This is a genomic window from Kosakonia sp. AG348, assembly GCF_003337365.1.
GTDB lineage: Bacteria > Pseudomonadota > Gammaproteobacteria > Enterobacterales > Enterobacteriaceae > Kosakonia.
Genome location: NZ_QPJR01000006.1, coordinates 198,475 through 220,309, shown reverse-complemented (window position 1 = coordinate 220,309; position 21,835 = coordinate 198,475). Strand labels below are relative to the sequence as shown.

Sequence of the window (21,835 nt, the reverse complement as noted above, 5' to 3'; positions counted from 1 at the left end):
AGAGAGTCCGTGAAGGTGCGTGCTTAATTTTGGTGCATCAGGCGATAAGCGACTCTTCGCGCGCGCTGGCAGCCAGCTCCTCACCGGCAAGCTGCAACTGATACATCTGCCAGTAACGGCCCTTCGCTTCAAGCAGTTGCTGATGATTACCGCGCTCAACCGCCTGGCCGCGATGCAGCACCAGAATCGTTTCTGCCTCAACAATGGTCGATAAACGGTGGGCGATCACCACCAGCGTCGTATGCTCACGCACGGCCGCCAGCGCGTGCTGAATTGCCTGTTCGGTGCCGGAATCGATGTTCGCTGTCGCTTCATCCAGAATCAGGATCTGCGGCGTATCAACCAGCACGCGCGCCAGCGCCAGCAGCTGTTTTTGCCCCACCGAGAGGTTATTACCCTGCTCGCCCAATCGTGTGTAAATACCGTCGCTCATCGTGCGCGCCAGCTCAGCTAACTGCACCGTTTCCAGCGCTTTCCACACCTGTTCTTCGCTGATTTCACGCCCCAGCGTCACGTTAGCGTAGAAGCTGTCCGCCAGCACTACCGGATCCTGCTGCACCATCGCCACACCTTTGCGCAGCGGCGCATGCCCTAATGCAGACAGAGGACGCCCGTCCAGACGGATCTCCCCTTTCGTCAGCGGGTAATAGCCCATTAACAGGCTGGCCAGCGTACTTTTGCCACTGCCGGTGTGCCCGACCAGCGCGACAAAACTGCGCGTCTCCACGTGCAAGGAGATATCCTGCAGCACCAGTTGATCGTCGCGGTAAGCAAAAGAGAGATTGTCGATATCGATAGACCCGCTTTGCAGCGGCGCGTCATCGTAGCCGTAAGTCTGGCGCGGCCTGTCCATCAGCTCGAACACGCGCTCACCAGCGACTACCGCCTGCTGCAGCATTGACTGCTGCGTTGTCAGTTCAATCAACGGCTCGTTAAGACGCCCGAGATAGCTGATGAAGGCATACAGCACCCCAACCTCTACCGTGCCTACGGACGAGAAACCGAATAGCATCAGCAAGCCACACAGCACCAGCGCGGAGAAAAGGCTCAACAGCGGACGCAGCAAAAAGCCGTCCAGCCGCAGGGTTTGCATGCGGGCGATATAGTGCGAACGGCTGGATTCGCTCATGCGTTCCCCAAAACGCGCCTGCTGGCGAAACTGCTGAATAACGCTCATCCCGTTGATGATTTCGTTGAAACCATCATTGATATCCGCCAGATAAGCACGCATACGCCGCACAATCGGCGTGCTGTAACGCTGGTAAAGCAGCATCACTATCAGCACCGCCGGGAAAATCGCCATCGCTACCAGCGCCATGCGCCAGTCGAGGCTAAACATCGCTACCAGCATCGCGCCAATCAGCGCCGCGCTGCGCAACACCGTTGCCACCACCGTGACGTAGAGATCGCGGATCACTTCAGTATCATTGGTCACGCGCGAAATAATCTGCCCGACAGGCTGGGTGTCAAACGCGCTGAGCGGCTGACGCAGGGCGGCATCCATCACATCGGTACGCAACTGTTGCACCACGCCGACCGCCGCCTGGTTAAACAGCAGCGCTTGCGCATAATGCAGCAGGGCCGCAAGTAATTGCAGGCCGACATACACCGCCGCCATCCCGGCAACCACGCCGAGCGGCAGATAGTTTTTCGCCACCATATTATCGATAAAGTAGCTGATCAGCGCCGGGCCGGAGACTTCGGCAATCGCCGCGACCCACAGCATCAGCACCGCTTTAGCCAACGGTTTGCGCCACGGCGAGCCGTATTTCAGCAAGCGTTTCAGCGTTGGCCACTGTTTGGTGAAATTACGCATCAACCGCCTCCTGCGGAACATCATTCAGCGCCGCCTCAAGTTGCTGATAGCGATACATATCGCGATACCAGCCCGGCTGGCGCGCCAGTTGCTCGTGCTGGCCGCGTTGTGCGATGTGCCCATGCTGCATGACAATAATCTCACTGGCCTCGGTCAGCGCCGACAGGCGATGCGCGCTGATAATAACGGTGCGTCCTTCGCCCCACTGGCGCAGGTTGTGCAAAATCTGGTGTTCAGTACGGCCATCCACGGCGGAGAGCGCATCATCAAGGATTAAAATCTCCGCATTCAGCAGCAGCGCACGGGCAATTGAGATCCGCTGTTTTTGCCCGCCGGAAAGCATCACGCCGCGCTCACCCACTTCGGTGTCATACCCCTGCGGCAAACGCAGAATATCGTCGTGCACGCTGGCAAGTTTCGCCACATGCTCGATCTCCTCCTGCGTCGCGCCAGGTTTACCCAGCGCAATATTGTTGCCCACGGTATCGGAAAAGAGGAATGGCGTCTGGTTGACCACCGCCAGCCGGCTGCGCCAGGCGTCCAGTTGCAGGCGCGTCAGGGGGATATCATGAAAACGGATATCGCCCTGCTCAACATCGAAATGGCGCTGAATCAGAGAAAGCAATGTGGTTTTCCCGGCGCCTGTCGGGCCGCAAATGCCCAACATCTGGCCTGGCGCCAGCGTCGCTGCCACGTTGTTAAGCACCGCGCTCCCGGTCTGCGGGTAACGAAATTCACGGATGGCGATATTCAGGTTACCGCGCCCTTCCGGCACCGGTTCGGTGCCGTCATTCACTACCGGTGCTTCCGCCAGCATATCGCGGATACGGCTATAAGCCGCGCTGCCGCGCTCGACGATATTAAACATCCACGCCAGCGCCAGCATCGGCCAAATCATCAGCCCCAGATACATAGCGAAGCTGGTTAACTGGCCGAGCGTTAAGGAACCGTGTACCACCATCCAGCTACCGCCGCCAATCGCCAGCATATTTGCCATACCAATGGCGATATAAATAGTGGGATCAAAACGGGCATCAACGCGCGCCACGCGCATGTTTTTTGCACCGGTATCTGCCGCCTCACGGCTGAACAACGCCGACTGGCGATCCTCCAGACCAAACGCTTTGATCATGCGAATGCTGGTCATGCTCTCCTGGGTTCGATCGTTTAACGCGGAAAACGCCGCCTGCGCCAGCTTAAAGCGCTGATGCAATTGATCGCCGTAACGCTTGATAACCAGCGCCATAATCGGCATAGGTAATAGCGACAGCAGCGTGAGCTGCCAGCTGATTTGCGTTGACATCACTACGAGCACCACGCAGCCCATCACCAGCGAATCCACCAGCGTCAGCACCCCTTCACCCGCGGCAAAAACGACGCGATCGACATCGTTGGTCGCGCGGGCCATCAAATCACCGGTGCGGTGGCGGAGATAAAATTCCGGGTGTTGTCGGCTCAACTGACGGTAAAAATCTTCCCGCAACTCAACGGCCAGTTGATAGGATGCGCCGAACAGCCAGACGCGCCAGACGTAGCGCAGCAAGTAGGTGACGATAGCCACAGCGACTAAAACACCTACCCACATCCACACTTGTTGCGTGGTGAAATGCTGTTCGGTAACGCCATCCACCACGATCCCCACCACTTTGGGCGGGATAAGCTGCAAGATAGCAATGATAATAAGTAAGGCGACAGCCCCGAGATAGCGTTGCCATTCCCGGCGAAAGTACCAGCCTAACTGAGCAAATAATCGCACGCGGTTACATCCTGAACGTGATTTTCCGGCAGTGAATTACTGCCGCGAGGGTTATTCAATGGGCAAAGCCGTGGTGTATTTTATCTGTTCCATGGCGAAGCTAGAAGTGACATCTGACAGCCCCGGAACGCTGTTCACCAGCTTCTTGTAAAAGTCGTCATAGCGTTTCATATCTGCCACCTGCACACGCAGAAGATAGTCGTATTCTCCCGCCATGCGCCAGAAACCGAGCACTTCCGGCATCTGCGTGACTTCGCTAACGAAACGGCAGTACCAGTCGCTGCTGTGATGCTGGGTTTTGATCAGCACAAATGCCGTTAAATTTAACCCCAGTTTTTCGGCATCCAGCACCGCCACCCGACCGAGTAAAATGCCGTCATCTTCCAGCCGCTTCAGACGTTTCCAGCACGGTGTGGTGGTCAGATTAACGGCATCTGCCAGCGCCTGCAAAGAGAGCGAACAATCCTGTTGCAGCAGCGAAAGCAGTTTGCGGTCAATTTTATCTAACATTACCCACCTCAGGAGAATATTTTTCTCTTAACAGTCTAATACAAAGGCGAAATGACAACCCTTTTTTCTTTCTCTTTCGCTAGACTGGGCACAAAATGACAAACGGATAACCACCATGAATAGCAACTGGGTTAAATACGCTATCAACGAAATTAATGCGGACGCACAGCGCTCAGCAGATACCCATTTGATCCGCCTGGCGTTGCCGGGTTTTGCAGGCATCAACCTCTATTTAAAAGATGAAAGCACTCACCCGACCGGCAGCCTGAAGCACCGTCTGGCGCGCTCGCTGTTTCTTTACGGCTTATGCAACGGCTGGATCAAAGAGGGCACCACGATTATTGAAGCCTCCTCCGGTTCCACGGCGGTTTCAGAGGCGTGGTTCGCACGGCTTTTAGGTTTACCGTTTATTGCCGTGATGCCGCACTGTACGGCGAAACGCAAGATTGAGCAGATTGAGTTCTACGGCGGTCGCTGCCACTTTGTCGATAGCGCCTGCGAGATTTACGCCGAGTCCGAACGGCTGGCGAAAGAACTGAACGGTCACTATATGGATCAATTCACTTTTGCCGAGCGCGCAACCGACTGGCGTGGCAATAACAACATTGCCGACAGTATTTTCCGCCAGATGAAAAATGAACCGCATCCGAAACCCGACTATATTGTGATGAGCGCGGGTACTGGCGGGACTTCCGCCACCATTGGCCGCTATATTCGCAGCCAGGGGTATGACACCCAGTTGATGGTGGTCGATCCTGAAAATTCCGTGTTCCTCGACTACTGGCAGCATCGCGACGCCAGTCTGCGAAGCGCGGTAGGCAGTAAAATCGAAGGCATTGGCCGCCCGCGTGTGGAACCCTCGTTCATCGCCGACGTTGTTGATGAGATGCTGCGCGTGCCGGATGCGGCAAGCATTGCCACCGCGCAATGGCTGGAAACGCAACTGGGGCGCAAAGTGGGTGCATCCACCGGTACCAATATGTGGGGCGTGTTGCAGCTTGCCGCACGAATGCGTGAAGAAGGCCGCAGCGGCTCAATCGTGACGCTGCTGTGCGACAGCGGTGAACGCTATCTGGACACCTACTACAACCCGCAATGGGTAGCGGCGAACTTTGGTGATATTGAGCAGTGGAAAGCCGAAATCGCCCGCCTTACGGCATAAAAAAAGCCAGGCAGTAGCGCCTGGCTTGCTGGAAAGATCTTTTCATTCGGGGGAATAAGGAAGATTGGGTGTGTCCAGCCAGTGTATCAAAAAGTGTGATACCGCCTGATCCCGGCAGTGTCCAATTACCGGTAAATGGGGCAGCGCCGCACGCAGTTGCGGCATGGCATTGCCCATGATCATTCCTTTTCCGACGCTTTCGAGCATCTCTCTGTCATTCATCGCATCGCCGAATGCCATGCAATCCTGCAACGAATAACCCAGCGTTGTGCTGAGCACCGCCAGCGCCGAGCCTTTATTGCACCCCACCGGCAGGATTTCCAGGCAGTCCATCGCGGAGAAACACAAGTGTGCGCGTGCGCCCAGCACCTCATTTAACTGAATGCGCAAACGGCAAAGATCGTCGTGATCGCCAACAAAGCAGATTTTGGTCACGTCATGCGCGGACAGGCGTTTGAGATCGGTGAGCTGGTAGGTAAACCCGCTGTAAAGGTGCGCCTGCAATGTCTCTGGCAGCGCTTTGTCGGTCAACCACCCCGAATCATTGAAAACATGGACAGTGGCCTCGGTTTCCCAGCGGCTGTGCAGCACCAGATCGGCCACTTCCGGGCTGAGATCCTGGCGATACAATACGTCACCTTCACGAGAATGGATCCGCGTACCGTTGCCGGTAATTAAAAAAGCGTCGATCGCGATAGCGCTAAGAATACGGCGCATCTCCAGCGCGTGACGCCCGGTGGCAAAAGCGAGCGTCACCTCCCGCTCATGCAAGCGCCGGAGGGTTGCTAAGGTTTGGTCGCCCAAACGATGGTCGGGCATTAACAGGGTGCCATCCATGTCAAAAGCGGCCAGACGTGCCATGATTTTTCTCCGCTTGTAGTGCGTTTTTGTGAAGTTCAGTGTTGTGTTCCAGTATTGCGTGGGATATACGGAAGTAATAGTGAATAGATAAAAATTATTGTTCCGGGTTTATGCGACAACTTAATCGGCTTAATCAATACCAGCGTCTGTGGCAGGCATCCGCCGGTGAGGCGCAATCCGTCAGCATTGGTGAACTGGCGGCGCGCTGTTTTTGCAGCGAGAGGCATATGCGCACGCTGCTGCGCCAGATGCAGGAAGCAGGTTGGTTAAGCTGGCAGTCGCAATCCGGGCGCGGCAAGCGCGGCGAGCTTCATTTTCTCGCCACACCTGAATCCCTGCGTAGCGAAATGCTGGAATTCGCGTTAAACGCCGGGCAACAGCAGAACGCACTGGCGTTAGCGCAGCTCGATCCTGACGATCTGCGCGCGTTGCTCAATCCCTTTCTGGGTGGCTTATGGCAAAACGAAACGCCGACGCTGCGTATTCCCTATTATCGCCCGCTGGATCCGCTGGTACCGGGCTTTCTCCCCGGCCGTGCGGAGCAGCATTTAGCCGGGCAGATTTTTAGCGGCTTAACGCGTTTCGTCACGCGCAGTTTCCAGCCGCAGGGCGACCTGGCGCATCACTGGGATATCAGCCCGGATGGCTTGTGCTGGCATTTTCATCTGCACTCAACGTTGCACTGGCATAACGGCGACGCCGTGACGGCTGAACAGTTGCAGGCGCAACTGCACAAGCTGCTGACGCTGCCCGCCTTGCAAAAGCTATTTGCCAGTGTCGAACGCATCGACATAACGCATCCCTGGTGTTTGACCTTCAAGCTGCATCACCCGGATTACTGGCTGGCGCACAGGCTAGCTAGCTATGGCAGCCGTCTGGCGCACCCGCAGCAGCCGATGCTGGGCACCGGGCCTTTTCGGCTGGTGACATTCAGCCGGGAACTGGTTCGCCTGGAAAGCCACGACTATTACCACCTGGGCCACCCGCTGCTTAAAGCGGTGGAATTCTGGATAACCCCGCAACTCTTTGAGCAAGATCTCGGCACCAGTTGTCGACACCCGGTACAGATTGCCATTGGCGAGGCCGATGAGTTGCAACACTTGCAGCCGGTGAGTAACAGTATCAGCCTGGGGTTCTGCTACCTTACTCTGCGCCCGGGTTCACGGTTGAATGACGCCCAGTTACGCAGGTTGGTGCAGATTATTCATCACTCTTCGCTGCTGCAAACGCTGCCGCTGGATGAGAATCTCATCACGCCAAGCCAGGAGCTATTACCCGGCTGGCAAATGCCTGACTGGCCCGCCGAACAGGTTTCGCTACCGGGCAGACTTACGCTGGTTTATCACTTACCCGTGGAGTTACACACCATGGCGGAACAGTTTAAGCGGCATTTGCAGACACTTGGCTGCGAGTTGACGGTGATTTTCCATGACGGCAAAAACTGGGAAGGTTGTACTCATCTCGCCAGCGCCGATTTGATGATGGGTGACAGGCTGATCGGCGAAGCGCCAGAATGCACGCTGGAACAGTGGTTGCGCTGCGATCCGCTGTGGCCAAACCTGCTGAGTACGCAACAATTTGCGCATCTGCAAGCCACACTGGATGCGGTTCAGCGCCAGCCCGACGAACAGCAGCGCAACCGCGCACTACAGGATGTTTTTTATCACTTGATGGACAACGCCATTCTCACGCCGATGTTTAATTATCAGTACCGTATCAGTGCGCCGCCGGGCGTGGAAGGGATCCACTTAAATACGCGCGGCTGGTTTGATTTTGCCGAAGCCTGGCTCCCTGCCCCATTGCTGTGAAGAAGCTGGTCGCTGCCAGTCGCTCGCGCTACCATAGCGCTTTATTTGTCATTGTCAGGAAGAATTATGAAACGTGCCGTTGTTGTGTTTAGTGGCGGACAAGACTCCACAACCTGCCTGGTCCAGGCGTTACAGCAGTACGATGAAGTGCATTGCGTAACCTTTGATTACGGCCAGCGCCATCGTGCTGAAATTGATGTGGCACGAGAACTGGCGCTAACGCTGGGCGCACGCGCGCATAAAGTGCTGGATGTAACGCTGCTGAATGAACTGGCGGTGAGTAGCCTGACGCGCGACAGCATCCCGGTTCCGGATTATGAACCCGACGCTACCGGCATTCCGAACACCTTCGTACCGGGGCGTAATATTCTGTTTCTGACGCTGGCCGCCGTGTATGCCTATCAGGTACAGGCGGAAGCGGTGATCACCGGCGTATGCGAAACTGATTTTTCTGGTTATCCCGACTGCCGCGATGAGTTTGTTAAGGCGCTGAATCATGCGGTTAACCTGGGCCTGGCAAAAGAGATTCGTTTCGAAACGCCGCTGATGTGGATTGATAAAGCCGAAACCTGGGCGCTCGCTGATTACTGGGGCAAGCTGGATCTGGTACGCAGCGAGACACTGACCTGCTATAACGGCATCAAAGGCGATGGCTGCGGGCATTGCGCAGCCTGTAACCTGCGCGCCAACGGTTTACAGCACTACCTGGCGGACAAACCCGCCGTGATGGCGGCAATGAAACAAAAAACCGGGTTGAAGTAAGCACAATACATGGCCCGATGAGTATGCTCGCCACCGGGCTTTAGCCTGATGGCGGCATTGCTTTATCCGAACGACGAAACGACGCGAAAAGGATGAATTAATCGCCTTCGCGGATCATCTTCTCAAGCCTTTCTCTTAATTCACCTTCCAGCGCCAGCGCTTTTTGCGTTTTGAGATCGATACAGACGAACGTCACCAGCGCATCAGCAACCATTTGCCCCTCAGGGTTCAATGTCACCGCCTGGCTCAGTACACCGCTTTTGCCATTAATCTGCTGCACATGGCTGGTCACTGTAAGCACATCGCCCAATACGGCCGGACGGCGATAGTTGATATTGATATTGACCACCACGAAAGCGATGTTGTTGGCAGTCATCCATTTAAAGCTCTCGTTGTTTTCCAGCCCATCCCAGCGCGCCTCTTCAAGGAACTCAAGATAGCGGGCATTATTCACATGTTGGTAGACATCAAGATGAAAACCACGAACTTTGATTTGCGTCTGCATAGCGCTTTAACCTTCACTGTTTATAGTTATAGAGACAGAGGTCATACTGGTATGACCTCTCTATTCTGGCAAAGATTAGCGACTACGCAAGCGGCTTACAGCTTCAGATTCGACAAATTACGCTCAACCAGCGTCCCTCCTATGCCTGGCACCTGCTTAAGATCGTCTACAGATTTAAACGGGCCGTACTCTTCCCGATAGCTGACAATCGCCTGGGCTTTCTTGATACCCACGCCATTCATGACCCGCGACAGCTCTTCCGCCGTTGCGCTATTGATACTCACCCGGGTACCACCTTCATCATCCGCGCTTTTCGCCGCATCCTGTGCTTTGGTTTGCGCTGATGTGGCGGTATCGCTTTTACTTTGCTGCGCAGCGGGTGGCTTAGCCGCAGCAGAAGGCGCTGCCAGCGCACTGTGGCTCAGCGTCGCGCAAGCGAAGGACAGCGAAATTAAGAGTGCTTTGATTCCATGTTTCATTGTGTTTCTCCTTTGTTTTCAACGCCAGGCAACAATAACCACAACAAAGGACGCAGACAAAACACAAACATTCAAAATGGAAAAGGCCGCGAAAGCGGCCTTTAAGGTTTGCAGAGTATTACTCTTCTTTTGCGAGGCGCATCGAGCCTTTTTATTGCTGTGGCTCAGCGACGATGTCACCCAGTTTGATCTTCGCTTCTTTACGCAAGTTGCTCATCAACGCTTCAAAAGCGATTTGCGCATTGTTCTGCGTGATGCCCTGCACCATCGCTTTCTTCTGCGCATCCGGCATCGTGCCTGCTTTCACTTCGTCCAGCGCCATGATAACGACATTGCCTTGCTGATCGTTAGCGGTACCGAAGGAAGGTTTATCTTTTGCTGGCAGCGGCAGATTAAACGCCGCCTGGCTTACCGGATCCTGGCCAGTACGTGCCAGCGTTTTCGCCTCACCAAAACTCAGCCCCGCCGCTTTCAGCGCATCATCACCTTTACCGGCTTTCAGCTCACCCAGCAGTTTATCCGCATTGAGTTTTGCTTGTTGCTCCGCTTTGTTGTGCTTCACGATATCACTGACCTGAGTTTTTACTTGGTCCAGCGGCTTGATCGCTTCGGCTTTGTGATCGGAGATACGCAGCACAAATGCGCGGTCACCATCAACGGTGATGATGTCGGAGTTGCTGCCCGGCGTGCCGTTCTGCCCTACCAGACCACCATTGAAAATGGCATCGCTTACCGGTTTGAAATTCAGCTCTTCCGGCAGGTTATCGCGACCGAACCAGCCGGTCTGTACTGCTTTGGCACCAGCAGCCTGCTCCGCACCTGCCAGCGATTCGTTATCGTTGCTCGCCGCTTCGCTCACTTTCTGCTGCAGCGCGTACCATGCATCCAGCGCTTTTTCCTGCTTCACTTTTGCTGCCAGTTCATCACGCACATCGTTCAGCGGTTTCACCTGCGCAGGCTGGATATCATCCAGACGTGCAACCAGGTAACCCACAGAAGATTTAATGACGCCAGACAGCTGGCCTTTCTCTTTCAAACCGGCGTTTTTAAGCTCTTCCGGCGTGGTGGCGTCTTCAAGCCAGCCCATATCACCGCCGTTACGCGCAGAGATAATGTCCGCAGATTTCGTTTTTGCCAGAGCCGCAAAGTCCGCGCCTTTTTTCAGCTCATCCAGCACCGTTTTCGCTTCATCTTCCGTTTTGGTCTGGATAATGCTGTAGCGATTACGCTGCGGCTGCGTGAACTGATCCTGATGCTGATCGTAATAGGCCTGGATTTGCTCGTCGGTGACGTTTTCCTGCATCGATGCAGCATCCAGCTTGATATAGCTTACGCGGAATTGCTCCGGTGAAACAAAGCGGCTCTTGTTCTGATCGTAATAACTGGCAACTTCTTCATCGCTTGCGGTCTGCTTCGCCGCCAGCGCGTTGACATCAATCACTGCCTGGCGCACAACACGCTGTTGAGCGACCAGTGCAGCCAGCTCGTCAGTCTCACCTTTGAGCATGAAATCAGTACCGGCAACGGCGTTAACCAGCTGCTGCGAGGTTAACTGGTTGCGCAGCGCCTGAGCATATTGATCGGTGCTCATCCCCATCTGGTTTACGATGGCGCTGAAGCGATTGTTATCAAATTTACCGTTAGCCTGAAATGCCTGAGTAGCGAAAATCGCTTTTTTCACCTGATCATCGCTAATGCCAAGACCCAGGCTTTTTGCGTACTGGTCCAGCAGCGCTTCATCAATTAAACGGTTAAGCACTTGCTGGCGCACAGATTTCATGTAGTTTTCGTTGGCCGCCAACTCCGAGAACTGATCGCCCAGCTGTTGCGCCATGCGGTTGCGCTCGCTATTCACCGCATTTTCAAACTGTGAACGGCCGATTTCCTGACCATTTACTTTTGCGGCGTAATTATTGTTACCGCCAATCAGGTAGTTACCTACGCCAGTCAAAATGAATGACACGATAATCAAACCCAGAATGATCTTGAGCACGACGTGATTTGCCGCCGCGCGTAAATTGTCCATCATGGTGTAACAACACTCCGCTGTAGGTGACTGTAGATCTCAGGCAGCTCAAGTTGCCCGCTGCGTGTAAACGCGTATTTTGACAAGAAAACGGGGCAATTGTTAGCCCGCATCGCGTATTAACTCGCAGAAAGTGCGTTTGCACAAATAAAAAAGGCACATCTCGCGATGCGCCCTTGTAGTTTGTCGCTATCCCTTCAAGGGGAAGGCGATCAGTTTACTGCGTCTTTCAGTGCTTTGCCTGCGCGGAAACCAGGAACTTTAGCCGCAGCAATGGTGATTTCTTTGCCGGTCTGAGGGTTGCGGCCTGTACGGGCAGCACGCTCTTTAACAACAAAAGAGCCAAAACCTACCAGCGCTACGTCGTCCCCGGATTTCAAAGAATCAGTAACGGCAGCAATAAAAGCATCTAACACACGTCCAGCCGCAGCTTTAGAGATGTCAGCATCTGCGGCAATCTTGTCTACCAGTTGAGATTTATTCACTCTACTCTTCCTCTCTTTATAATTTATATCGCACCCGAATCCTTCACAGCGCGACCGCGCAGCAGTTATATCAGGCCTGTCATGCCCTTACAACACCAGTTGATGATGACACACCCAACCAGCAATCTAAATTAGCTATACAAAAAAAGGCTGGCAAGTCCGAAATCACTCACCAGCCTTGTTTTTATTAACGCACTTTGCGCAAGGTCACTATTTTGCCGTTACGACTTGCATACCAAAGGGTTCATTCTGCAGCGCGAGGGCGAGAACTTCTTCGATACGCTTGACCGGATGGATATCCAGATCGGCTACAACGTTGTCCGGGATCTCTTCCAGATCGCGCTTGTTTTCGTAAGGAATCAGAACAGTCTTAATGCCCCCACGATGCGCCGCCAACAGTTTTTCCTTCAGTCCGCCAATCGGCAGAACCTGTCCACGCAGGGTGATTTCCCCTGTCATCGCCACGTCTGCACGAACCGGATTACCGGTCAGACAAGAAACCAGCGCGGTGCACATCGCAATACCTGCGCTTGGGCCATCTTTTGGCGTCGCACCTTCCGGCACGTGAACGTGAATATCACGTTTTTCATAGAAATCGCCGTTGATACCGAGTTTTTCCGCGCGGGCACGCACAACCGTCAGCGCCGCCTGGATAGACTCCTGCATCACTTCCCCCAGAGAACCGGTATAAGTCAGCTTACCTTTGCCTGGGACACAGGCGGTTTCAATGGTCAGCAAGTCGCCGCCCACTTCCGTCCAGGCCAGGCCGGTGACCTGACCCACACGGTTTTCATCGTCCGCTCGACCGTAATCAAAGCGCTGCACACCAAGGTAGTCATGCAGGTTTTCACCGTTGATTTCGATATGCTTCAGAGACGGATCCAGCAGCAGCTGTTTCACCGCTTTCCGGCACAGTTTCGAAATTTCGCGTTCCAGACCACGCACACCCGCTTCGCGGGTGTAGTAACGGATAATGCCAATGATCGCGCTGTCATCAACGGTCAACTCACCCGGTTTCAGTGCGTTACGCTCAATCTGTTTGGTCAACAGGTGACGTTTGGCAATGTTCAGTTTTTCGTCTTCGGTGTAACCAGAAAGACGGATCACTTCCATACGGTCCAGCAGCGGCGCCGGAATATTCATAGAGTTGGAGGTCGCAACGAACATAACGTCGCTGAGATCGTAGTCCACTTCCAGATAGTGATCGCTAAATGCCACGTTCTGTTCCGGATCCAGCACTTCCAGCAGCGCTGAAGCCGGATCGCCGCGCATATCGGACGACATTTTGTCGATCTCATCGAGCAGGAACAGCGGGTTTTTCACGCCCACTTTTGCCATCTTCTGAATCAACTTACCCGGCATAGAACCGATGTAAGTACGGCGGTGACCGCGGATTTCTGCTTCATCACGCACGCCGCCCAGCGCCATACGGATGTATTTGCGCCCGGTAGCTTTCGCTATCGACTGACCCAGAGAGGTTTTACCTACCCCCGGCGGTCCAACCAGGCACAGAATCGGCCCTTTCAGTTTGTTCATACGGCTCTGAACCGCAAGATATTCAAGGATGCGATCTTTGACTCGTTCGAGGCCGTAATGGTCGGTATCAAGGATTTCCTGCGCCTGGCGCAGATCTTTTTTGACCTTGCTACGCGCGTTCCACGGTACCTGCACCATCCATTCGATATAGCCGCGCACCACGGTTGCTTCCGCAGACATCGGCGACATCATTTTCAGCTTTTGCAGCTCCGATTCGGCTTTTTCTTTTGCCTCTTTCGGCATTTTCGAAGCGTCGATTTTACGCTTCAGCGCTTCGTTTTCGTCCGGCGCGTCATCCATTTCGCCCAGCTCTTTCTGAATGGCTTTCATCTGTTCATTCAGATAGTACTCACGCTGGGATTTCTCCATCTGCTTTTTCACGCGATTGCGGATGCGTTTCTCAACCTGCAGCAGATCGATTTCAGACTCCATCATCGCCATCAGATATTCCAGACGTTCGTTGACGTCGGACATCTCCAGCACGGACTGCTTATCCGCCAGCTTCAGCGGCATGTGTGCAGCGATGGTGTCAGCCAGACGCGCAGGATCGTCGATGCTATTGAGCGACGTCAGCACTTCTGGCGGGATTTTTTTGTTGAGCTTGATATAGCCTTCAAACTGGCTGATCGCAGTGCGCACCAACACTTCCTGCTCGCGCTCATCGATAGCCGGCGAGTCAAGGTATTCTGCTTTCGCTGAGAAATGCTCACCATCGTCAGCAAGCGTGGTAATGCGCGCGCGCTGAAGCCCCTCGACCAGCACTTTTACCGTGCCATCGGGCAGTTTCAACATTTGCAAAATAGACGCCACGGTCCCGACGGTGAATAGATCGTTTACACCCGGCTCATCCGTTGAGGCTTCCTTCTGTGCAACCAGCATGATTTTTTTATCATGGTCCATGGCCGCTTCCAGACAACGGATAGATTTTTCCCGTCCCACAAATAACGGAATGACCATGTGCGGATAAACCACCACATCGCGCAACGGCAATACGGGGATTTCAATGCGTTCAGAACGCTCAGGATTCATAGAGCTCTCTCTTAGTTTAAAGTCCGCCAGGTAATCAGGTGACGTGACTGTGCAACACGCACCATTAACATGTAAAGCAGTATATGGGGATGTTTCCCACACATTCAACGCTGTGTTTACGGAAAAATAAAAGGGGAGATAAAATCCCCCCTTTTCGATTAACTGATTGTAAGATTTGGCTAATTATTCGCCAGACGCCTGCTGCGCTTCCGGTTTGCCATAAATCAGCAAGGGTTTGGTTTGACCCGCGATGACCGACTCATCAATCACCACTTTCTCGACATCTTCAAGTGATGGCAGATCATACATGGTGTCCAGCAGCGCGGCTTCAACGATAGAACGCAGCCCGCGAGCGCCGGTTTTGCGCACCATTGCTTTCTTCGCGATAGCGTCGAGCGCTTCGTCGCGGAATTCGAGATCCACGCCTTCCAGGTTGAACAGCGCCTGATACTGCTTAGTCAGGGCATTTTTAGGCTCTTTCAGGATCTGAATCAGCGCTTCTTCACTCAATTCACTCAGCGTTGCAACAACTGGCAGACGGCCGATGAATTCAGGGATCAGACCAAATTTAATCAAATCTTCCGGTTCAACCTGCGCCAGCAGTTCGCCTTCGTTGGCTTTTTCAGATTTTCCTTTCACCGTTGCGCCAAAACCAATGCCGGAGCCGGTTTCAACACGGTGAGAAATCACTTTATCCAGGCCTGCGAACGCACCGCCACAGATAAACAGGATTTTAGAGGTATCAACCTGCAAAAACTCCTGCTGCGGATGCTTACGTCCACCCTGTGGCGGAACCGCAGCCACGGTGCCTTCGATCAGCTTCAGCAGCGCCTGCTGTACACCTTCGCCGGAGACATCACGGGTAATCGACGGGTTATCAGACTTACGGGAGATCTTGTCGATTTCATCGATGTAGACAATCCCACGCTGCGCTTTCTGCACGTCGTAGTCGCACTTCTGCAACAGTTTCTGAATGATGTTTTCTACGTCTTCACCCACGTAACCTGCTTCGGTTAACGTCGTAGCATCGGCCATGGTGAACGGGACATCCAACAGACGCGCCAGCGTTTCCGCCAACAGCGTTTTACCGGAACCCGTTGGCCCGATAAGCAGGATGTTACTTTTACCCAGTTCAACGCCGTTGCTGGTGTCGCCATTGCGCAGACGTTTGTAGTGGTTATATACCGCGACCGCCAGCACTTTTTTCGCCTGCTCCTGACCGATGACATAATCATCAAGGTGGTGGCGAATTTCATGCGGGGTCGGCAGCGCGCTGCGCTCGCGATGCGGCGCAACCTCTTTAATCTCTTCGCGAATAATGTCGTTACACAGATCCACACATTCGTCGCAGATATACACGGATGGCCCGGCGATCAGCTTACGCACTTCATGCTGGCTTTTGCCGCAAAAAGAGCAGTACAACAGTTTGCCCGAACCATCTTTGCGTTTATCTGTCATGAGTCAAAACCTCTTATCTGTTCTTTGTGCCGCACATGACGACGCATATGCCATTCCAGGCGCAAAACGTTACTCAAGCGTGTGCCGCTTGTACTCATTAGTATAGCGGCACCTACAGCCTGAGCTTAGTTACGATGGGTTAAAATTGAATCAACCAGCCCGTATTCCACAGCCTCTTGCGCGGCAAGGAAGCGGTCACGTTCTGTATCGCGTTCAATTTGTTCTAAAGATTGACCCGTATGATGCGCCATAAGTTCATTCATGCGCCCTTTCACTTTCAGAATCTCACGCGCGTGGATTTCAATATCCGTCGCCTGGCCCTGATAGCCGCCCAGCGGCTGGTGAATCATCACACGTGAGTTTGGCAGGCAGAAACGCTTGCCTTTCGCACCCGCCGTCAGCAGGAATGCGCCCATTGACGCAGCCTGGCCCATACAAATTGTGCTGACGTCCGGCTTAATAAATTGCATGGTGTCATAAATTGACATCCCTGCGGTAATTACCCCGCCAGGCGAGTTAATATACAGGTAAATGTCCTTTTCCGGGTTTTCCGCTTCCAGAAACAGCATTTGTGCCACAATCAGGTTCGCCATGTGGTCTTCAACCTGACCAGTCAGAAAAATTACGCGTTCCTTGAGAAGACGGGAGTAGATATCGAAAGAGCGCTCACCGCGTGAGGTCTGTTCAATAACCATTGGCACCAGGGCCATATGGGGTGCAAAGTTGTCTCGTTCGCCGCTGTATGACATTTCCGTCTCCTGGATAAAAAATTAACAAACCTGCTGTACTGATTGTACTTGAGTGAGTGGGGTCTGACTACGACGCCTCACGGACGGATTATCAGCCAGAGTCTTTTCTGTCGCTATTCCCTTAGTGGGGATGACATTACCTGATTTCAAGCATAACAATCTTTTGCTGTTACGCTAACACTGAAACGCCCTTTTAGCACAGATCTGATAGTCCTGATGCGATAAAAAAAGCCCGTCACCAGCAAGCAGGTGACGGGCTTATTGCTTTTAGCTATCGCAGAAGTCGATTAAGCCTGTTGGTTCATCAGTTCGTTAAAGGAAGTGGCTTTTTCAGTCACTTTCGCTTTTTCCAGAACCGCTTCAACCGCTTGTTCTTCCAGCGCAACGTTACGCATGTTTTCCATCAGCTCTTTGTTTTTGCTGTAGAATTCGATCACTTCTTTCGGATCTTCATATGCAGAAGCCATCTCTTCGATCAGGCCTTTAACGCGCTCTTCGTCAGCTTTCAGCTCGTGGGTACGAATAACTTCGCCCAGCAGCAGACCAACCACAACACGACGTTTTGCCTGCTCTTCGAACAGCTCACGCGGCAGTTCCAGAGCTTGTTTCTCGTTGCCACCGAAACGCTGTGCAGCCTGACGGCGCAGAACGTCGATTTCGCTGTCAATCAGTGCGGCCGGAACGTCGATTTCGTTCGCTTTCACCAGGCCTTCAATCGCCTGAGATTTAACACGGTTACGCACCGCGCCTTTCAGCTCACGCTCCATGTTTTTGCGTACTTCAGCGCGCAGACCCGCAACGGAGCCATCTTCCACGCCAAAGCGTTTGATGAACTCTTCGGTCAGTTCCGGCAGTTCACGCTCTTCAACTTTCTTCAGGTTAATGACGAATTTCGCCGCTTTACCTTTCAGGTTTTCTGCGTGGTACTCTTCCGGGAAGGTCACGTCGATGGTGAACTCTTCGCCCGCTTTGTGGCCTTTAATACCGTCTTCGAAACCCGGGATCATACGACCCTGGCCCATTGCCAGTACGAAATCAGTGGCTTTGCCGCCTTCGAATTCTTCGCCATCAACGGAACCAGTGAAATCAACGGTCACGCGATCTTCAGCGTCAGCAGCGCCGTCTTTGTCTTTCCAGGTCGCCTGCTGCTTGCGCAGCGTTTCCAGCATGGTGTCCACGTCAGCATCGGTCACTTCAACAACCGGTTTTTCAACTTCGATGGTATCCAGCGCTTTCAGCTCAACTTCCGGATACACTTCGAACTCTACAGAGTACGTGAAGTCTTCGCCCAGTTTGTATTCGCCCGGAACATAGTTCGGCGCGCCAGCTGGGTTGATTTTTTCCTGAATGATCGCATCGATAAAGTTGCGGCTCATCAGATCGCCCAGAACGTCCTGGCGAACAGACGCGCCATAACGCTGAGCAACAACGGTCATCGGTACTTTACCCTTACGGAAGCCGTCAATACGCACTTTCTTCGCTACGTTGACCAGCTCGCTCTTCACAGCGGTCTCGATGCTGTCAGCAGCGATTGTAATCGTTACACGGCGCCCAAGGCCCTGAGTGGTTTCAACTGAAACTTGCATCTTGTTACCTCAAAAAATCACAGTGCTCGGTCAACTCTACTCTGCGAAGCAAACCGTTTCGCTTGCAGAACCGGGATGTTCTCTCAAATCAGATATACATTCCCTGTCGTCAGAATCATCCCGAAGACATTCCGAAAAATAAGACGCAGCATTATAGCGGCATCACAGATATGAGTCGAGAACGGGAATGTCGCAATGGTGCGTCATTTTTCACACTTCTGAAGCAATTTCGCTCAAAAAACTGCGTTTCTCGCTCAAAATTCAGACAAAACAAAACGGCCCGTAGGCCGTTTTTACATAATCTGCATGCAACATACTGGAAAAGTTTGGGCTGTTGCAACCAGGTTTTCTACGCGATGCTTCCGGCACCGCGACAGGCTGGCGAGGTCAGCAGGGTATCCTGCAAACCTTCCCACTCCTTAAGTGTGTAAGTATGCAGAGCCAGTGCATGAATCGTCGTAGACAGTTCATCTGCCAACGTGCCGTAAATCATGCGATGACGGTTAAGAAAACGCTCTCCGGTAAAACGGTCGCTCACCAGTACAACTTTGAAGTGACTTTCAGAACCTGCGGGGACATTGTGACGATAGCTCTCGTCAACAACCTCGAGAATGAGGGGCTCAAACGCCGCCTTCAGCTTTGCTTCTATTTGTTCACGCATCATCATGATATTACACCTCCGACAACGCTGAGATGCCAGCCATCTCTTTAAATGTTAGCCGCTTTTACCGTCTCTATAACAATAAAACAACAAAAAATTAGCGTTCGTCCTATTTTCCCGCTCAAGGGGATGAACTCTACTGAAAGCAGCTTTTTTTGCGTGGCATTGCCCATAAAACGGTTTTTGACGGCAAAAAAAGCACAAGACGATGAATTTCCATGCATTGAGGACTTCCTCTTAACAGCGGCAATGTTATGATGGCGAGAATTTTCCCCCAGAAGCTTAGATCCTTGAGAGCCTGAACATGTTTAAAAAACTACTCTTTCCGTTGGTCGCTTTATTTATGCTGGCCGGGTGCGCAACCCCACCGACAACACTTGATGTCACCCCAAAAATTACTCTGCCGCAGCAGGATCCAAGCCTGATGGGTGTCACCGTGAGCATCAACGGTGCCGATCAGCGCCCGGATCAAGCGCTGGCCAAAGTGACACGCGATAACCAGCTGGTTACCCTGACAGCCTCCCGCGATCTGCGTTTCCTGCTGCAAGAAGTGCTGGAAAAACAGATGACCGCGCGCGGTTATATGATCGGGCCGAACGGCGCGGTAAACCTGCAGATTATTGTTAACCAGCTATATGCGGATGTCTCTCAGGGCAACGTCCGCTACAACATCGCGACCAAAGCGGATATCGCAATCATCGCGACTGCTGCGAACGGCAACAAGATGACCAAAAACTACCGCGCAAGCTATAACGTCGAAGGCGCATTCCAGGCTACCAACGACAAGATTGCCGGTGCGGTTAACAGCGTGTTGACTGACACCATCGCTGATATGTCTCAGGACACCAGCATTCACGACTTCATCAAGCAAAACGCTCGTTAATCTTTTTCTGGCCCGGTTTTCCGGGCCAGTTTTTAACTCATGTCCAGTCACTACTTACGTATCTTCACCCAACCGAAATCAGCCATCCTGCTGATTCTGGGTTTTGCTTCCGGTTTGCCTCTCGCCCTGACCAGCGGCACGCTCCAGGCGTGGATGACCGTTGAAAACATCGATTTAAAAACCATCGGTTTCTTCTCTCTGGTCGGCCAGGCTTACGTGTTTAAGTTTTTGTGGTCGCCGCTGATGGATCGCTACACGCCGCCTTTACTCGGGCGTCGTCGCGGCTGGCTGCTCCTCACGCAAATTCTGCTGCTGGTGTCGATTGCCGCAATGGGTTTCCTCGATCCGGCCAACCATCTGCGCTGGATGGCGGCGCTGGCTGTGCTTATCGCTTTCTGCTCTGCGTCTCAGGATATTGTTTTCGACGCCTGGAAAACGGATGTACTGCCGCTCGAAGAGCGAGGCGCAGGTGCGGCAATAAGCGTGCTGGGCTATCGACTCGGAATGTTGGTTTCCGGAGGACTGGCTTTATGGCTGGCGGATCGCTGGCTCGGCTGGCAGGGAATGTACTGGTTGATGGCCGTGCTACTGGTCCCGTGCATTATCGCCACCCTGCTCGCACCGGAGCCAGAGGATGTGATTCCGGTGCCGAAAACGCTGGAACGCGCCGTTGTCGAGCCGCTGCGTGATTTCTTTGGGCGTAACAACGCCTGGCTTATTCTTCTATTAATAGTGCTGTACAAACTGGGCGATGCGTTCGCCATGAGCCTGACAACAACATTTCTCATCCGCGGCGTTGGTTTTGACGCCGGAGAAGTGGGAGTGGTGAACAAAACGCTGGGGCTTATCGCCACGATTATCGGCGCGTTGTTTGGCGGCGTACTGATGCAGCGGTTATCCCTGTTCCGTGCGCTGTTAATTTTCGGCGTACTGCAGGCCATTTCGAATGCCGGTTACTGGCTGCTTTCGATAACGGCGAAAAGCATTTTTACGATGGGTTCAGCCGTCTTTTTAGAAAACTTGTGTGGCGGCATGGGGACTGCGGCGTTTGTTGCGCTATTAATGACGCTCTGCAACAAATCCTTCTCCGCAACGCAGTTTGCTCTGCTCTCGGCGCTATCGGCGGTAGGACGCGTCTATGTCGGCCCGCTGGCTGGCTGGTTTGTCGAAAGTTACAGCTGGTCGACGTTCTATCTCTTTTCGATTGTGGCCGCGCTTCCCGGTCTGTTATTGCTGATGCTGTGCAAAAAAACACTGGCATTTACGCAACAGAGTGAAAGTTTTCTCTGCAGAACGGAATACGCTACGGCCTACCGGCTGGCGCTGCGCATACTGAGCGCCGGTTGCGTACTGTTAGGATGCTGGCTGCTGGTGTTAATGATCAACGCCACAGGGTTCACCGACTGGTCTTTCGGCACCACGCTGCTGGAATGGGGCGCACTGTTAGCGTTTATCGGCATTGTGTTTGGCGGTGTGTTGGATCTACTGGCGCTACGTAAAACAGAGTTGCTATAACGTGTTAAAACGACGTGATAAAAAAGCGCCTGCGGGCGCTTTTTTTGGCGTCAAAGCCTCGAAATGTTAAAAAACAGTAAAATGGCAAATAAAATCGCTTAAGAATATATTTACTGGCTATTTTCCTATTAAAATCAGGCCACCAAAAAATAAAAACGGCCTAAAACAATTCACCGCAGTTATTATTATGTTCAATAAATAAACACCACATCTTTTTAGCAAATCACCTAATTCAAATTGAGCAAATA

General features: G+C 53.1%; 18 protein-coding genes. 5 read left to right on the top strand and 13 right to left on the bottom strand.

The annotated features are described in order from the left end of the window. Positions 1–37: 37 nt before the first annotated feature. From DFO56_RS16250 to DFO56_RS16240, 3 genes are read right to left on the bottom strand one after another with little or no spacing between them, the layout of a single operon-like run. Positions 38–1,816 carry a SmdB family multidrug efflux ABC transporter permease/ATP-binding protein gene (locus tag DFO56_RS16250; RefSeq protein WP_045509210.1) on the bottom strand — a complete coding sequence of 593 codons (1,779 nt, stop codon included), beginning with the start codon at positions 1,814–1,816 and terminating at the stop codon, positions 38–40. Further along, entirely contained in the window at positions 1,809–3,572 is a 1,764-nt protein-coding gene (locus tag DFO56_RS16245; RefSeq protein ID WP_045509212.1) for a SmdA family multidrug ABC transporter permease/ATP-binding protein, read from the bottom strand. The genes DFO56_RS16250 and DFO56_RS16245 overlap by 8 nt, the downstream gene beginning before the upstream one ends. Positions 3,573–3,623: 51 nt before the next feature. Further along, the gene (locus DFO56_RS16240; protein WP_045509214.1) at positions 3,624–4,082 is read right to left on the bottom strand and encodes an Lrp/AsnC family transcriptional regulator; all 459 of its coding nucleotides are present in this window, start codon (positions 4,080–4,082) and stop codon (positions 3,624–3,626) included. 115 nt (positions 4,083–4,197) lie between these two features. Here DFO56_RS16240 and DFO56_RS16235 point away from each other — a divergent pair, with 115 nt between their 5' ends. Further along, positions 4,198–5,244, top strand: a complete 1,047-nt coding sequence (locus DFO56_RS16235) for a PLP-dependent cysteine synthase family protein (protein WP_045509216.1) — start codon at positions 4,198–4,200, stop codon at positions 5,242–5,244. 42 nt (positions 5,245–5,286) lie between these two features. On the opposite strand, the gene cof is transcribed toward DFO56_RS16235, so the two are convergent. Further along, positions 5,287–6,105 carry an HMP-PP phosphatase gene (gene cof, locus DFO56_RS16230; RefSeq protein WP_045509218.1) on the bottom strand — a complete coding sequence of 273 codons (819 nt, stop codon included), beginning with the start codon at positions 6,103–6,105 and terminating at the stop codon, positions 5,287–5,289. A 110-nt stretch (positions 6,106–6,215) separates the two neighbouring features. On the opposite strand from cof, the gene DFO56_RS16225 reads away from it, so the two are divergent. Both DFO56_RS16225 and queC read left to right on the top strand, forming a co-directional pair. After that, complete coding sequence (locus DFO56_RS16225; RefSeq protein ID WP_045509220.1) at positions 6,216–7,913, top strand: SgrR family transcriptional regulator; 1,698 nt, start codon at positions 6,216–6,218, stop codon at positions 7,911–7,913. 66 nt (positions 7,914–7,979) lie between these two features. Beyond that, positions 7,980–8,675, top strand: coding sequence for a 7-cyano-7-deazaguanine synthase QueC (queC, locus tag DFO56_RS16220; protein WP_045509222.1), 696 nt, complete (start codon positions 7,980–7,982; stop codon positions 8,673–8,675). 97 nt (positions 8,676–8,772) lie between these two features. On the opposite strand, the gene DFO56_RS16215 is transcribed toward queC, so the two are convergent. The 9 genes from DFO56_RS16215 to bolA form a co-directional block, all read right to left on the bottom strand. Next, positions 8,773–9,180: a YbgC/FadM family acyl-CoA thioesterase gene (locus tag DFO56_RS16215; RefSeq protein WP_020456774.1), complete on the bottom strand. Its 408-nt coding sequence runs from the start codon at positions 9,178–9,180 to the stop codon at positions 8,773–8,775. Between the two features lie 95 nt (positions 9,181–9,275). After that, positions 9,276–9,659 carry a helix-hairpin-helix domain-containing protein gene (locus DFO56_RS16210; RefSeq protein WP_045509224.1) on the bottom strand — a complete coding sequence of 128 codons (384 nt, stop codon included), beginning with the start codon at positions 9,657–9,659 and terminating at the stop codon, positions 9,276–9,278. Between the two features lie 151 nt (positions 9,660–9,810). Further along, a complete protein-coding gene (gene ppiD, locus DFO56_RS16205) occupies positions 9,811–11,688 on the bottom strand; it encodes a peptidylprolyl isomerase (protein WP_045509226.1) in 1,878 nt (625 codons plus the stop codon). 209 nt (positions 11,689–11,897) lie between these two features. Further along, positions 11,898–12,170 carry a nucleoid-associated protein HU-beta gene (gene hupB, locus DFO56_RS16200; RefSeq protein ID WP_017458889.1) on the bottom strand — a complete coding sequence of 91 codons (273 nt, stop codon included), beginning with the start codon at positions 12,168–12,170 and terminating at the stop codon, positions 11,898–11,900. Between the two features lie 210 nt (positions 12,171–12,380). Further along, positions 12,381–14,735 carry an endopeptidase La gene (lon, locus tag DFO56_RS16195; RefSeq protein ID WP_020456771.1) on the bottom strand — a complete coding sequence of 785 codons (2,355 nt, stop codon included), beginning with the start codon at positions 14,733–14,735 and terminating at the stop codon, positions 12,381–12,383. Positions 14,736–14,918: 183 nt separating this feature from the next. Next, complete coding sequence (clpX, locus tag DFO56_RS16190; RefSeq protein WP_017458887.1) at positions 14,919–16,193, bottom strand: ATP-dependent protease ATP-binding subunit ClpX; 1,275 nt, start codon at positions 16,191–16,193, stop codon at positions 14,919–14,921. 125 nt (positions 16,194–16,318) lie between these two features. Beyond that, complete coding sequence (gene clpP, locus DFO56_RS16185; RefSeq protein ID WP_017458886.1) at positions 16,319–16,942, bottom strand: ATP-dependent Clp endopeptidase proteolytic subunit ClpP; 624 nt, start codon at positions 16,940–16,942, stop codon at positions 16,319–16,321. Between the two features lie 287 nt (positions 16,943–17,229). Continuing rightward, positions 17,230–18,528 (bottom strand): trigger factor, encoded by a 1,299-nt coding sequence (gene tig / locus DFO56_RS16180; RefSeq protein ID WP_020456770.1) that lies wholly within the window; start codon positions 18,526–18,528, stop codon positions 17,230–17,232. A 349-nt stretch (positions 18,529–18,877) separates the two neighbouring features. Continuing rightward, a complete protein-coding gene (gene bolA / locus DFO56_RS16170) occupies positions 18,878–19,195 on the bottom strand; it encodes a transcriptional regulator BolA (protein WP_017458883.1) in 318 nt (105 codons plus the stop codon). A gap of 298 nt (positions 19,196–19,493) precedes the next feature. Between bolA and DFO56_RS16165 the strand changes: the two genes are divergently transcribed. After that, positions 19,494–20,072, top strand: coding sequence for a lipoprotein (locus tag DFO56_RS16165; protein WP_017458882.1), 579 nt, complete (start codon positions 19,494–19,496; stop codon positions 20,070–20,072). Positions 20,073–20,111: 39 nt separating this feature from the next. Beyond that, positions 20,112–21,587 carry a muropeptide MFS transporter AmpG gene (gene ampG, locus DFO56_RS16160; protein ID WP_020456769.1) on the top strand — a complete coding sequence of 492 codons (1,476 nt, stop codon included), beginning with the start codon at positions 20,112–20,114 and terminating at the stop codon, positions 21,585–21,587. The last annotated feature ends 248 nt before the right edge of the window (positions 21,588–21,835 follow it).

What these genes read in the sequence shown, in the direction of transcription:
- bolA (WP_017458883.1), bottom strand. Translation starts at nt 19,195, where the DNA reads ATGATGATGCGTGAACAAATAGAAGCAAAGCTGAAGGCGGCGTTTGAG.
- ampG (WP_020456769.1), top strand. Translation starts at nt 20,112, where the DNA reads ATGTCCAGTCACTACTTACGTATCTTCACCCAACCGAAATCAGCCATC.
- DFO56_RS16240 (WP_045509214.1), bottom strand. Translation starts at nt 4,082, where the DNA reads ATGTTAGATAAAATTGACCGCAAACTGCTTTCGCTGCTGCAACAGGAT.
- lon (WP_020456771.1), bottom strand. Translation starts at nt 14,735, where the DNA reads ATGAATCCTGAGCGTTCTGAACGCATTGAAATCCCCGTATTGCCGTTG.
- DFO56_RS16215 (WP_020456774.1), bottom strand. Translation starts at nt 9,180, where the DNA reads ATGCAGACGCAAATCAAAGTTCGTGGTTTTCATCTTGATGTCTACCAA.
- queC (WP_045509222.1), top strand. Translation starts at nt 7,980, where the DNA reads ATGAAACGTGCCGTTGTTGTGTTTAGTGGCGGACAAGACTCCACAACC.
- cof (WP_045509218.1), bottom strand. Translation starts at nt 6,105, where the DNA reads ATGGCACGTCTGGCCGCTTTTGACATGGATGGCACCCTGTTAATGCCC.
- DFO56_RS16235 (WP_045509216.1), top strand. Translation starts at nt 4,198, where the DNA reads ATGAATAGCAACTGGGTTAAATACGCTATCAACGAAATTAATGCGGAC.
- DFO56_RS16210 (WP_045509224.1), bottom strand. Translation starts at nt 9,659, where the DNA reads ATGAAACATGGAATCAAAGCACTCTTAATTTCGCTGTCCTTCGCTTGC.
- DFO56_RS16225 (WP_045509220.1), top strand. Translation starts at nt 6,216, where the DNA reads ATGCGACAACTTAATCGGCTTAATCAATACCAGCGTCTGTGGCAGGCA.
- DFO56_RS16250 (WP_045509210.1), bottom strand. Translation starts at nt 1,816, where the DNA reads ATGCGTAATTTCACCAAACAGTGGCCAACGCTGAAACGCTTGCTGAAA.
- DFO56_RS16165 (WP_017458882.1), top strand. Translation starts at nt 19,494, where the DNA reads ATGTTTAAAAAACTACTCTTTCCGTTGGTCGCTTTATTTATGCTGGCC.
- ppiD (WP_045509226.1), bottom strand. Translation starts at nt 11,688, where the DNA reads ATGATGGACAATTTACGCGCGGCGGCAAATCACGTCGTGCTCAAGATC.
- clpX (WP_017458887.1), bottom strand. Translation starts at nt 16,193, where the DNA reads ATGACAGATAAACGCAAAGATGGTTCGGGCAAACTGTTGTACTGCTCT.
- tig (WP_020456770.1), bottom strand. Translation starts at nt 18,528, where the DNA reads ATGCAAGTTTCAGTTGAAACCACTCAGGGCCTTGGGCGCCGTGTAACG.
- clpP (WP_017458886.1), bottom strand. Translation starts at nt 16,942, where the DNA reads ATGTCATACAGCGGCGAACGAGACAACTTTGCACCCCATATGGCCCTG.